The following is a 13,335-nucleotide window of genomic DNA, read 5'->3' on the forward strand; positions in this document are numbered from 1 at the left end:
GATACAGAGAAAATCGCACGCAGCCTGCCCGGAGTCAAGGCATAAACCTTGAGCAACAACACAATATTATGGCTCACTGATAATGATATTTATATTTGCGATATAGCGAGGTAAATATTTTCAGATATGAAACAACATTACGCTGGCATCCGGCAGGCTCTCTTTTAATGGCATCACTTTCTTGCCAAACCCGCTGGCAACATGCCGGTACTCTTTCCGGTAACCAAAACAGGCAGTTACCCGGGATAATATGTACAAACCCGGCAAAGATTGTTAGTGTTGGCGCCCTGTTTAACCCGTACCGAGCCCCCATGCCCACAGCACCCCACACCGATCGTAAAGCCCTGCGCCTGCGCAGTTATGCCCTGTTTACCCTGTTTTTTCTGCCCGGCCTGCTGATGGCCTCCTGGGCAACCCGCACCCCGGCCATTCGCGACGGGCTGAACGTCTCCACCGCCGGGATGGGGATCGTGCTGTTTGGTATTTCGGTGGGATCCATGAGCGGTATCCTCAGCTCCGGCTGGCTGGTTAAACGCCTGGGCACCCGGGCGGTGATCATGGCCAGTATGACGCTGGTTATCTGCGGCACCCTGTTGATGGGGCTGTCACTGATGGCGGGCCAGGCCTGGATGTTCGCCGTAAGCCTGGCGCTGTTCGGCGGCGGTCTCGGGGCCTCTGAGGTGGCGGTTAATATTGAAGGGGCCATTGTTGAACGGCTGATGCACAAAACCGTCCTGCCGATGATGCACGGCTTTTACAGCCTGGGAACCCTGGCGGGCGCCGGGGCGGGCATGGCGCTGACCGCCCTCGGGCTCTCTGCCCCCTGGCACATAATGCTGATGTCTGCCCTCTCCATCACCCCACTGGCCCTTGCCGCCCGGGCGATACCGCCAGGCACCGGTAACAGCCAGAGCAACGGGGATGCCGCCGCCAGAACCGGGGCCCGCCGCCCCTTCTGGCGCGACAGTCAGCTATTACTGATCGGCGTGATCGTGCTGGCTATGGCGTTTGCCGAAGGCTCCGCCAACGACTGGCTGCCACTGCTGATGGTAGACGGCCACGGCTTCAGCCCGACCTCCGGCTCACTGATCTACGCCGGTTTCACCCTGGGGATGACCACCGGGCGCTTCTGCGGTGGCTGGTTTATTGATCGCTACAGCCGGGAGGCTGTCGTGCGCGCCAGCGCCCTGATGGGCGCGCTGGGCATCGGGCTGGTTATCTTTTCTGACCACAGTCTGGTGGCCGGTGCAGCGGTGATTTTCTGGGGGCTTGGGGCATCACTGGGCTTTCCGCTGACGATTTCCGCCGCCAGCGATACGGGCCCGGACGCCCCTGCCCGGGTCAGCATAGTGGCGATTACCGGCTATCTCGCCTTCCTGGTGGGCCCGCCGCTGCTGGGCTTCCTGGGTGAGCATTACGGCCTGCGCCACGCTATGCTGGTCGTCCTGGGGCTGATGATCATCGCCGCCCTGGTCGCCCGGGCGGTGGCAAAGCCCGCCCCCGGGAACAGTAACCAGAGCTGAACGCCGGATCAGGAGGGCTGCAACCCGCGCCCTGCCTGACGGTCATGCAGAAAGTAGCTCAGCAGCAGGAACCAGAGCACCCCACTGGCAAGATTAAACAGGTTGAACCCTGCATTGCCGGTGGCCCCCCAGATATGTTTGCTGAGCTCGATACCGAGGGTAAAAATCAGCATCTGGATCATCCCCATGGCGGCGGAGACGGTGCCTTTGCTCATCTCGCTGGCAAACAGTGTCAGGCGCACCAGCCCCGCATTCGCAAGGCCAATACCAAAGGCATACAGGCTCAGCCCGGCGGTCATCCACAAAATCGCATGGGGGGAGAGCAGCGTTGCCGTGGCGGAAAGCGTCAGCCCGGCTACGATGGGCCCGCCGCCCAGCATAATCAGGTGGCGAACACTGTAGCGCGAAGTCAGGCGCGCCAGGGTCAGGTTACCGAGGATCAGCGCGCCAAAAATCGGCACCTGGAGTAACCCGTATTCATAGCTGCCCAGCCGTTCGCTGTTAATAATGATCACCGGCGACTGGGCAATCCACGCCAGCAGCGGCAGGCTGACAAACCCGATAGCCAGCGCCCCGGCAAGGAAGCGGCCGTTTTTCAGCACGCTGGCATAATCCTGGCCCAGCGCCTTCAGTGACAAAGGCTCCCCGATGCGGGTGGCCGTCTCCGGCATACGCTGGTACAGGCCCACAAAGGCCACCAGCGACAGCACGGCAAACAGCAGGAACATCATTTCCCACGGGGCGACATGGATCCAGGCGGCACCCACCAGCGGCCCGGCCAGCGGCGCTATCAGCGCCACATTGGCCATCAGCGCGGTTATCTTAATGCACACCGCTTCGTCGTAAGACTCCTGAATAGCCGCATACCCCACCGCGCCGATGAAACACAGGCTGATCCCCTGCAAAAAACGCACGACAGTAAACTGCACAATGTCCTGCACCAGAAACGTGGCAAGGCAGGTCACAATAAACCACGCCACGCCAGCCAGCATCACCGGGCGGCGGCCGATACGATCGGAAAGCGGCCCGAGCAGCCACTGTAAAAACATACCACCGGCCAGATAAGCGGTCATGGAGCTGGATACCCACTGATCGCCGGCACCAAACTGATCCACCACCGCCAGCATACCTGGCTGGATCATATCGTTCCCGATATACGTCGAAAATTCATACAGCACCAGACACAGCGGAAACAGCAGTGACTGACGCCCGAGGCGCTTAACAGAAGAAGTTGTCGTTAACATCAGAAAACCAGGCAGGAAAGAAAAAAGGGACTAACAGGGCAAGTGTAATCAACTGCTCGCTTTTTGAATAGCAAAATATCCAGCTGTGTGCCGGAAAATGGTATTCCGGGCAGGCGCGGCAACCAAAGATCAACAACCAGGTAAAATACAGTAATAATTAAGACAAGCCCCCTTTACCGGCCGCGAACCCGCTTTTATGTTAACCGGCCACACCGCCGGCGGGGAGCCCCCGGTTATCGTACTTCAATAAGTAAAGGAGCATTCCCGATGCTGGATGCGCTGAATCGCTACTGGTTTTTGCAGATTAACGCCACCCCGGACTCCGCCCCCTGGCTGCTGACCGCGGCGCAAATTATCGCCAGAGACGTTATCCTGATAATTCCGGCGCTACTGGTGGTGCTCTGGCTATGGGGCCCCGGCACCCGGCTGGACAACCGCCGCCAGCTGGCGCTGAAGATAAGCCTGGCGCTGGTCTTCAGCCTCGGCATTTCACTGACCATCGGCCTGTTGTTGCCCCACCCGCGCCCGTTTGCCGTGGGGCTGGGGTATCACTTTCTGGCCCACGCGCCGGACAGCTCCTTCCCGAGCGATCACGCAACAGCCGCCTTCACGCTTGCCATTGCCCTGCTGTGCTGGCACCGCCTGTGGTCCGGTATCGTTTTGCTGGTGATTGCCACCGCCATTGGCGGGTCGCGCGTCTATCTGGGGATCCACTGGCCGCTGGATATCCTGGGGGCGGTTCTGGCTGCGCTGATGGGTTGCCTGCTTTCGGCGCTGGTCTGCTCCTGCTGGGGCGGGCCCTTATATCGCCAGCTGCTGGCCCTGTACCGGCGGAGCTTTGCCTTTCCCATTCGTAAAGGGTGGGTTAGAGGATGACGCTACCGGCGCCGCACGGTAAAATCACCTGTAAACCCGGCTGTGCCGGGTTTTTTGTCGGGAGGGGGATATGGCAACGCGGCGTCAGGACAGGATCCATCGTTTAGTTCAGGCAATTCGCCAGAACGATAAACTGCATTTAAAAGAAGCGGCCAGCCTGCTGGGGGTGTCGGAGATGACCGTGCGCCGGGATCTCAGCCTGACGGCAGGGCCGCTGGTGCTGCTGGGGGGTTATGTGGTGGCCGAGCCGCGCAACGCGGCGGTCGGCAGCTACTTACTGACCGACCAGCAAACCCGCCAGGTGGCAGAAAAGCAACATGCCGCAAACATCGCCGCAGGGCTTATTCAGCCAGGGCACACCGTGTTTTTTGACTGTGGCACCACCACCCCCTGTATCATCAACGCCATTGATGCGGCGCTCGCGTTTACCGGGGTCTGCTACTCCCTGAACACCTTCCTCGCCCTGCAAAGTAAGCCCCACTGCCGGGTGATCCTGTCCGGCGGCGAGTTCTGCGCCAGTAACGCCATCTTCAAACCGCTGGGCTTTCAGAATGTGTGCGACAACCTCTGCCCGGATATCGGGTTCTTTTCCGCCGCCGGTGTCGACAGCCAGCACGGCGCTACCTGTTTTAACCTCGACGAGCTTCCGGTAAAACAGTGGGCGCTCCGGGCGGCACGCCGCCATGTGCTGGTGGTGGACGACAGTAAATTTGGCAAGGTGCGCCCGGCATGTATGGGGCCACTGAGCGCGTTTGATACCATCATCAGCAATCAGCAGCCGCCGGGAAGTATCCGCAGCCTGGCACAACAGGAAGGTATTGAACTGCTGTGGTAGTCGCCCCGGTGACCCGGGGCGATACCCGGGGATCAGGAGAACAGGCTGCCAAACCAGCCGTGCAGTTTCATCATCACAAAATCGATAATCCGGCTAAAGAAGCCCCCCTCTTCTACCGCTTCCATCACGATAAGCGGGCGCTGCTCGATGGATTTCCCGTTCAGCTGAAAATCGATGGTGCCCACCACCTGGCCCTTTTTCAGCGGTGCAGTCAGCTGAGGCTCGGTTAAGGTGTAGGAGGCTTTCAGGTTTTTCATCTGGCCGCGCGGGATGGTTATCGAGCCCTGGCTCCCCGCCCCCAGTTTGGCCTCACCGGTATCCCCGTACCACACTTTCTGGGTCACAAACGTGGCATCCGGTTTAATGGGGGTGACGGTTTCCCAGAAGCGGAAGCCCCAGGTCAGCAATTTTTCAGACTCGCGAAAACGAATGCCGTCCGTTCTGGTGCCCAGCACAACGGAAATCAGGCGCATATCGCCCTGGGTCGCCGAGGCCACCAGGTTATACCCGGCACCGGCCGTGGTGCCGGTTTTCATACCGTCGACCGTGAGGTGGCTGTTCCACAGCAGCCGGTTGCGGTTCGGCTGGCGAATCTTATTAAAGGTGAACTCTTTCTCTTTATGGACCGCATACTCATCCGGCACATCGCGGATCAGCGCCTGGCCCAGCAGGGCCATGTCCCGGGCGGTACTGAACTGGCCCGGCGCATCCAGCCCGTGCACCGTTTTGAAAACGGTATTTTGCAGGCCCAGTTTCTGGGCGTAGCCGTTCATCAGGCTGATAAACGAATCCTGGCTGCCCGCCACATAATCCGCCAGCGCGATACAGGCATCATTACCGGACTGGATAATCACGCCTTTGTTCAGATCCTCAACCGAGACCCGATCCCCGGGCTTAAGAAACATCACCGAGGATCCGCGCAGCGCCGGGTTACCGGTGGCCCAGGCGTCCTGCCCCACGGTGACCATATCGGTGAGTTTGATTTTGCCCGCTTTCAGCGCGTGGCCGACAACGTAGCTGGTCATCAGCTTGGTGAGGCTGGCAGGATCGAGTTTCTCATCCGCGTTGCCCTGCGCCAGCACCTTACCGCTGGCGTAGTCCATCAGTATCCATGCTTTCGCATCCAGAGGCGGTGCCCCCGGAGCCCCTGGTGCATCAGCCCCATGAACCACCGGCGCCATTAACAGCAGCAGTGTCGTCCCTGCTACCCATTTGCGCCACGACGATGAGAGTGTATTTTTCATAAATGCCATCCGAGTATCCTTTCAAAAACAACACACCAGCTGCACCAGCCAGCGGAAACAGTCTGTAAGCTAGCCTGTGCGCCCGCTTAAAGAAACCTGCCATTGGTAAAGTTTTTAAAGTTTATGCGATATCACCGGGGGATGCTTATGGCAGACCGTTTTTTTTGACCTGCACACAACTTATTACGCAATCTGTCTTGCCTGCCCGGCCCCCCTGTACCACAGTGTGTAGCGGTATTTATCCATTACTGAGGGCGCGTATGATAACCGTATGGGGCAGAACCAATTCGACGAATGTCAAAAAAGTGCGCTGGTGTCTGGCGGAACTGGGCATGGATTATCAGTTAATTGAGACCGGCGGCAATTTTGGCGGCAACCACAGCGCCAGTTATCTGGCTATGAACCCTAATGGCCTGGTGCCCTGCCTGAAAGATTCAGCAACGGACCTGGTGCTCTGGGAGTCGAACGCGATTGTGCGTTATCTGGCGGCCCAGTATGGTCAGCCGCTGTTGTGGCCGGAATCCGCCGCAGAGCGGGCCTGCGGGGATAAATGGATGGACTGGGTCTGTTCGTCGTTTACGGCCCCTTTTCGCGGGGTCTTTATTAGCCTGGTGCGCACCGCACCCGAAGCGCGCGATGCACAGCTGATAGCCCGCAGCACGCAGGAGTGTCAGGCGCTGTTTGCGATTATGGATGCGGCCCTGGCCCACCAGCCCTGGCTGTCCGGCGAGCAGTTCGGGCCGGGCGATATTGCCGCAGGGCCAACGCTGTACGGGTTATTAAACCTGGAGGTTGCCTGGGGGGAGTATCCCCATTTACAGCGCTGGTATCAGCAGTTAACCCGGCGCCCGGCATTCCGGGAAACGGTGATGCTGCCCCTGAGCTGAGGCTGGCGGCGCAGGTTTTACGGGCGGCGTTAACATCAGGGGCTCCCTCCCCTGATAATTTCAGGCATCCTGTACCGTATGATTTCTGGTCAGATATCCGGTCGCCCGTTGCACAATTTTCAGATTTTGCTCAAGTTTTGCTGTATCGACAGCAACAAAGCGGGGACAGTCATGTTTTCCCCCCATCAGACATAATGCGGCGGTTGTCAGTGCGCCGGTTCCCTCCTGGAAAGCCATCACCTCTTCCTGTGTCAGAATCGAACGAAACAGCGGGAACTGCTCGCGCAGCGTGCTACAAAGCCCAAACAGTATTTCGCGTAGCTGCGCGCTATCGCTATCTGCCATGTAGCCTTTGGCCTTATGCAGAATCAGATAACGTTGTAACTCAGATTGTGCAGCGATCATTTTCTGAACCAGGTCCTGTTTGTGTCTGCCTGGCATAGGGCACCTCCTGGTGAGTGGGAGCCTCCTTAAGGGATACGCCTTCCGGCACAATTTTTTATTGCTCTTAATCAAGATTGCAACAATTAGCCTAAATATAAATAATTATTTTAACATTTAGTTATAACAGCCTACCCTGGTTATGCCATTGCAGCCGGTTTACTGTTACAGGGGGCTAAAAATAACGTGCAGCACCTGGTCTGCTGGTGCCGCACCGCGGCACACCGTGAAAGCGGCCACATCAGCGCCGGAAAATAAAAGCGGCGCGGTAAACCGTCACGATAAAAATAATTACGCAGAAAATTAAAACCATAAATCCGCGATTGTTATTTACCAGATAATATGAATAACAACAGCCGGTTCACATTTTAATTTATTAATTGAATTACTGTTAATGCATTGTTTTTCACAATAACATGCGGTTATTCATCACATTTCTGAATATATTCACTGGTGCGAAAGGATATTGTTTTTTATTATTCATCTCGCCCCATCATTATTATTACAAATAACCACCTCTCTAGATCCCATACCCCACCCAGCGTGGGGTTCTTTTTTTGCCGCAGACTCTCCGGCACGCCTGCCGGACCGCCAGCCCGCCTGAACAGCAGCTAAACAACAACACATTTTTCTGATAATCACGCCATTGTATAATGGAGCACGTTATTATCACTTATTCAGGTGAAACCTGAGCACTTCACATTATCCCCATTATCACACCACCACCGTGCTGATGCCGGTTATCACCCTTACCGGGAATCAGGGTATTGCCCACAATTAAGATAACGGCCAGAAAAAAGAGTGGACAAGTACAGTTCTGTTCTAATAATCTCATAACGCAGTCTCGTAAGTTCTACGTACACTGGCGTTAAATACTGGATAGTCTATTTTATTTTTATAACCAGGCACCATAATAAGCAGTGGCATAATACCGGCCGGTCAGTTTACAGGCCAGGTTACAGTGGACATCACAACAGTGCCGGACCTGATTACTCAAAATATCCACTAATAATGATACGTAGCGCTGTTCAGCCACCCGCCGGGTGGCTTTTTTATGCTGCCGCACACCCCCGCCCCCTTGCCGTTTCGCGCAACCTTTCTACCCCAAAAGGGGTAAAATTCAGATAAAGTTGATTTACATCATCACAGACTTCTTTTCCGTTTTGTGATCGCCACATTTGTTTGTATCTTGCAAAACGCTATCCAGATCACGGAATGGAGGATAATAGTGTTAATTATTGTAAGGATTTTATGGCGGTCATTTGCCCAGGCCGAGCATGTCTGGGGGCTGGATTAACATCTATCGTTATGACTCCTCTGTCACCCGGCAGGGGAGGATTTCCCCCCCTCTGTTGTTGTAAATCCCCCCGCCCGGCAAACATAACAGTGTAATTTTCGTCCCGATGCCATTAAAATCCCGCGCCATTGATGCAATGTGAGTAATGTCGAATGTCTGATAATAAAATTCCTGCCGCACAACCCAAAGTGGGTTTTGTCTCCCTGGGCTGCCCGAAGAACCTGGTCGATTCCGAGCGTATTCTGACGGAGCTGCGCACCGAAGGGTATGACGTGGTGCCAAGCTACGACGATGCGGATATGGTTATCGTCAATACCTGTGGGTTTATTGACAGCGCGGTTCAGGAATCCCTGAAAGCGATTGGCGAGGCGCTGAAAGAAAACGGCAAAGTTATCGTCACCGGCTGCCTGGGCGCCAAAGAAGATCAGATAAGAGCGGTACACCCGAAAGTGCTGGAGATCACCGGCCCCCACGCCTATGAGCAGGTTCTGGAGCATGTGCACCACTATGCCCCCAAACCGCAGCACAACCCGTTTACCAGCCTGGTCCCGGCACAGGGCGTAAAACTGACCCCGCGCCATTACGCTTACCTGAAAATTTCCGAAGGCTGCAACCACCGCTGCAGCTTCTGCATTATTCCTTCCATGCGTGGTGATCTGGACAGCCGCCCGATAGGCGACGTACTGGCCGAGGCAAAACGCCTGGTCGAAGCGGGCGTAAAAGAGCTGTTGGTTATCTCCCAGGACACTTCCGCCTACGGGGTGGATGTCAAACACCGCACCGGGTTCTGGAACGGCGCCCCGGTCAAAACCAGCATGGTCAGCCTGTGCGAACAGCTGGCGAAGCTCGGGGTCTGGACGCGTCTGCACTATGTCTACCCGTACCCGCATGTGGATGATGTGATCCCGCTGATGGCCGAAGGCAAAATTCTGCCCTATCTGGATATTCCGCTGCAGCACGCCAGCCCGCGGATCCTGAAGCTGATGAAACGCCCGGGCGCCGTTGAGCGCACCCTGGAGCGCATCAAAAACTGGCGCACCATCTGCCCGGAGCTGACCCTGCGCTCCACCTTTATTGTCGGCTTCCCCGGGGAGACCGAGGAAGACTTCCAGATGCTGCTCGACTTCCTGACCGAAGCGCGCCTTGACCGGGTAGGCTGCTTCAAATACAGTCCGGTAGAAGGGGCTGCCGCCAACGATCTGCCGGATCAGGTGCCGGAAGAGGTCAAAGAAGAGCGCTGGAACCGCTTTATGCAGTTACAGCAGCAGATCTCCGCAGAGCGCCTGCAGGAAAAAGTAGGCCGCGAGCTGCTTATTCTGGTGGATGAAGTGGACGATGAAGGCGCCATTGGCCGCAGCATGGCCGATGCCCCGGAAATTGACGGTGCCGTCTATCTGAACGGTGCAAAACACCTGAAAGCCGGGGATATCGTGCGTGCCCGCATTGAACACGCCGACGAATACGACATGTGGGGCGTGGTACTCTGAGCCCCTCCCCCGCGCGGGCGCGCGGGGGCCATTCTTACCCGCCACTAGAGCTGAATTTTCGGATCCAGCGCATCACGCAGCCCGTCTCCCAGCAGGTTAAACGCCAGCACAGTAATAAAAATCGCCAGGCACGGGAAAATCGCCACATGGGGCGCTATAACCATGTCTGCCTGCGCCTCGTTAAGCATTGCCCCCCACTCCGGGGTGGGCGGCTGAGCCCCCAGCCCCAGAAAAGAGAGGCTGGCCGCAGAGATAATCGAGGTGCCAATGCGCATGGTAAAGAACACCAGAACAGATGACAGGGTGCCGGGCAAAATATGCCCCAGCAGAATCACCCGGTCCGGGGCACCGATACTGCGGGCCGCCTCTACCCAGGTTTGCTGTTTAAGTACCAGCGTATTGCCGCGCACCAGCCGGGCAAAGGCCGGAACAGTGAACACCGCTACCGCCACCACCACATTTGTCATACCGCTGCCCATCAGCGCCACCACCGCAATCGCCAGCAGGATCCCCGGAAAGGCGAACAGCACATCGCAGATGCGCATAATGATCCGGTCACACCAGCCCTCATACCAGCCGGCAATAAGCCCCAGCAGGATCCCCGGGATCGCCCCGAGCAGTACCGCCAGGATCCCGGCCATCAGCGAGATGCGCGCCCCGACGAGGATCCGGCTGAAAATATCCCGCCCCAGCGCATCCACCCCGAACCAGTGCTGTAGTGAAGGCGCACTGTTGATTTGGTCGTAATCGAAGTAATTTTCCGCATCAAAGGGGGCAATCCAGGGGGCCACGAACGCCAGCACAATCAGCGCCACCACCACCACGCCCGCCCCCATTGCCAGCGGCTGGCGTTTCAGCCGTTGCCACACCAGGGCTGATGATCCCGCGGGCTGCCCGCTACGCAGCCAGGGCAGTCGGGCGTCCATTATCCGGCGACGCCAGTTAAACCAAGCCATATTATTGATACCTGATAGTCGGGTTAATGGCCGCATAGAGCATATCCACAACCAGGTTAATAAGGATAAATTCCAGCGAAAACAGCAGGACCAGCCCCTGAATTACCGGGTAATCGCGCATTTCTACTGCATCCACCAGCAGCCGCCCGATACCCGGCCAGTTAAAGACCTTTTCGACCACTATCGAGCCGCCGAGCAGAAAGCCGAACTGCAGGCCCATCATGGTTACCACCGGGATCAGCGCGTTACGCAGCCCGTGGCGGATAATCACCCCGCGCTCTGCCACCCCTTTCGCCCGGGCCGTGCGGATATAATCCTCGCGCAGCACATCAATAAAAGCCGCCCGGGTAAAGCGCGCCATAACCGCCGCCACCGCCGCACCAAGTGTCAGAGAGGGCAAAATATAGTGCTGCCAGCTCCCGGCCCCCACGGTGGGTAGCCAGCCAAGCTGTACGGAGAAGATCTGCATCAGCAACAGCCCGAGGGCAAACGCCGGGAAGGATATCCCCGACACGGCCAGCAACATACTGAGCCGGTCAGGCCACTTATTGCGCCATACGGCGGCAATCACCCCGGCCCCGAGCCCGAACAGGGTCGCCCACAGCATACTGGCGAGGGTGAGCCACAACGTAGGAAGGAAGCGCACGGCAATCTCATCCGCCACCGGGCGGCGGGAGGTCATCGATATGCCCAAATCCCCCTGCAGGGCATTACTCAGAAAATGCCAGAACTGCAGCCATAAGGGCTGGTCAAGGCCCAGCTGGCGGCGTACCAGCTCCACCACAGCGCTGTCTGCCTCCGGTCCGGCCAGCAGCCGGGCAGGATCCCCGGGCAGCAGGTGAACAAATAAAAACACCAGCACGGCCACGATCAGTAATGTGGGGATAAGCCCCAGTAAACGCCTGGCAAAATAGTTTAACATGGTCATCCTTACCCGCCCCGCCGCAGCGGGGCTGCTGTGCGATCCGCTATTTCAGATCCGCATCGTCAAAGCTAAAGCCTGTATCCGGCATCACATAAAACCCACTCAGCCCGTTGCTGTGGGCCGACACCAGTTTTTCCACCACCAGCGGCACCCAGGGCTTGTCGTTCCAGATCCGGTCCTGGGCATCTTTGTAACGCTGCGCTTTTTGCCCATCATCGGTAGTTTTCAGCGCCTGGGCCAGATCCTCATCCACCTGGGGGTTACTGTAAAAGGCGGTATTAAACTGGGCCGGAGGCCAGCTTGAGGTACTGAACAGCGGGGTGAGCGCCCAGTCGGCCTCCCCTGTGGATGCCGACCACCCGGTGTAGAACATGCGCACCTGGCTCTCTTTCTGGTTTTTGTCCTCTACCTGGGCTGCCCGCTGGCCCGCATCCATGGCGGTAAGCCTGGCCTTAATGCCCACCTGGGCCAGCTGCTGCTGGGTGAACTGCAGCACTTTCTGGGCGGTACTGTGGTTATGGGAGGACCATAACGTCGTGCTGAAGCCGTCCGGGTAGCCCGCCTCTTTAAGCAGCGCCCGGGCCTTAGCCGGATCATAAGGCCAGGCCGGATACCGGGCCGCATACGCAATCGACGGCGGCACCACGCCAGTGGCCGGGGTGGCATACCCGGCAAACGCCACTTTTGCCAGCGCCTCCCGGTTAATGGCGTAGTTGATGGCCTCGCGCACTTTGGGGTTATCGAACGGTTTCTGAGTGACATTCATACTGATATAGCGCTGCATGATCGACGGCGATGTCACCAGGGTTAATTTCGGGTTCTGTTTCAGCACCGCCGCCTGCTCAAAGGGGATCGGGAAGGCGAAGTTCGCCTCACCGGTTTGCAGCATCGCCGCCCGGGTGTTGTTGTCCACCACCGGGCGCCAGGTGATGCTGTCGAGCTTCGGCAGGCCCGGCTGCCAGTAACCGGCAAAGCGGGTCACTTTCACGAAATCGGTCTGGTTCCAGGTCTCCAGCTGATACGGGCCGGTGCCTGTCGGGTGAAAACCGATGGATTTACCGTACTTTTTCAGCGCCGCCGGGGAGATCATCACCGTCGCCGGGTGGGCCAGCACGTTAATAAATGCCGAGAATGGCGTTTTCAGGGTCACCGCCACCGTATGCTCATCCACCACATCCGTATGGGCGATATTTTTATACAGGTTATAGCGCTTCAGGTGGCTGTCCGGGTTACTGGCCCGGTCAAGATTCACCTTAACCGCCTGAGCATTAAACGGCGTGCCGTCCTGGAATGTGACCCCTTTACGCAGGGTAAATGTCCAGACCAGCCCGTTGTCCGATACCTGGTAACTTTCCGCCAGAACATTTTGCACTTTCATCGTCTTATCAAGGCCGAATAACCCCTGATAGAACGACTTCGCCACCGCCTGGGAGAGGGTGTCGTTGGCGTCATAAGGATCAAGCGTGGTGAAGTTAGACCCCACCGCCACCACCACATCTTTTGCTGCCCATGCCCCGGAGCTGAAGGCGATGGCCGCCAGCCCCAGCGCGACCACCCTGCGTTGTTGTGCCCGTTGTGTTGTTTTCATTATGGTGAAACTCCCGCCTGCGCTCCCGGTCG

The 13,335-nt window shown here is 57.5% G+C and carries 11 protein-coding genes; 5 read left to right on the forward strand and 6 right to left on the reverse strand.

Annotation, left to right across the window (positions count from 1 at the left end):
* Positions 1-311 precede the first annotated feature (311 nt).
* Positions 312-1,523, forward strand: a complete 1,212-nt coding sequence (locus tag EBL_RS12415; RefSeq protein ID WP_002439453.1) for an MFS transporter — start codon at positions 312-314, stop codon at positions 1,521-1,523.
* A gap of 8 nt (positions 1,524-1,531) precedes the next feature.
* Here the strand turns inward: EBL_RS12415 and EBL_RS12420 are convergent, their stop codons facing one another.
* A complete protein-coding gene (locus EBL_RS12420) occupies positions 1,532-2,767 on the reverse strand; it encodes an MFS transporter (protein ID WP_002439452.1) in 1,236 nt (411 codons plus the stop codon).
* 267 nt (positions 2,768-3,034) lie between these two features.
* Here EBL_RS12420 and ybjG point away from each other — a divergent pair, with 267 nt between their 5' ends.
* Complete coding sequence (gene ybjG, locus EBL_RS12425) at positions 3,035-3,643, forward strand: undecaprenyl-diphosphate phosphatase (RefSeq protein ID WP_002439450.1); 609 nt, start codon at positions 3,035-3,037, stop codon at positions 3,641-3,643.
* Positions 3,644-3,713: 70 nt separating this feature from the next.
* Entirely contained in the window at positions 3,714-4,478 is a 765-nt protein-coding gene (deoR, locus tag EBL_RS12430) for a DNA-binding transcriptional repressor DeoR (RefSeq protein WP_002439448.1), read from the forward strand.
* 32 nt (positions 4,479-4,510) lie between these two features.
* Here deoR and dacC read toward each other — a convergent pair whose 3' ends face one another.
* Complete coding sequence (gene dacC, locus EBL_RS12435) at positions 4,511-5,731, reverse strand: serine-type D-Ala-D-Ala carboxypeptidase (RefSeq protein ID WP_002439446.1); 1,221 nt, start codon at positions 5,729-5,731, stop codon at positions 4,511-4,513.
* A 251-nt stretch (positions 5,732-5,982) separates the two neighbouring features.
* Here dacC and EBL_RS12440 point away from each other — a divergent pair, with 251 nt between their 5' ends.
* Complete coding sequence (locus EBL_RS12440) at positions 5,983-6,609, forward strand: glutathione S-transferase family protein (protein WP_002439444.1); 627 nt, start codon at positions 5,983-5,985, stop codon at positions 6,607-6,609.
* A 60-nt stretch (positions 6,610-6,669) separates the two neighbouring features.
* Here the strand turns inward: EBL_RS12440 and EBL_RS12445 are convergent, their stop codons facing one another.
* On the reverse strand, positions 6,670-7,050 hold the full coding sequence (locus tag EBL_RS12445; RefSeq protein ID WP_002439443.1) for a biofilm formation regulator BssR: 381 nt from the start codon (positions 7,048-7,050) through the stop codon (positions 6,670-6,672).
* Between the two features lie 1,449 nt (positions 7,051-8,499).
* Between EBL_RS12445 and rimO the strand changes: the two genes are divergently transcribed.
* Positions 8,500-9,834 (forward strand): 30S ribosomal protein S12 methylthiotransferase RimO, encoded by a 1,335-nt coding sequence (gene rimO / locus EBL_RS12450; RefSeq protein ID WP_002439441.1) that lies wholly within the window; start codon positions 8,500-8,502, stop codon positions 9,832-9,834.
* Positions 9,835-9,878: 44 nt separating this feature from the next.
* Here the strand turns inward: rimO and gsiD are convergent, their stop codons facing one another.
* From gsiD to gsiB, 3 genes are read right to left on the reverse strand one after another with little or no spacing between them, the layout of a single operon-like run.
* On the reverse strand, positions 9,879-10,790 hold the full coding sequence (gene gsiD, locus EBL_RS12455) for a glutathione ABC transporter permease GsiD (protein ID WP_002439439.1): 912 nt from the start codon (positions 10,788-10,790) through the stop codon (positions 9,879-9,881).
* Between the two features lies 1 nt (position 10,791).
* The gene (gene gsiC, locus EBL_RS12460; protein WP_002439437.1) at positions 10,792-11,712 is read right to left on the reverse strand and encodes a glutathione ABC transporter permease GsiC; all 921 of its coding nucleotides are present in this window, start codon (positions 11,710-11,712) and stop codon (positions 10,792-10,794) included.
* Positions 11,713-11,758: 46 nt separating this feature from the next.
* Positions 11,759-13,303, reverse strand: coding sequence for a glutathione ABC transporter substrate-binding protein GsiB (gsiB, locus tag EBL_RS12465; protein WP_002439436.1), 1,545 nt, complete (start codon positions 13,301-13,303; stop codon positions 11,759-11,761).
* Positions 13,304-13,335 lie beyond the last annotated feature (32 nt).

Origin of the sequence: Shimwellia blattae DSM 4481 = NBRC 105725, assembly GCF_000262305.1 — a bacterium.
GTDB classification, from domain to species: domain Bacteria; phylum Pseudomonadota; class Gammaproteobacteria; order Enterobacterales; family Enterobacteriaceae; genus Shimwellia; species Shimwellia blattae.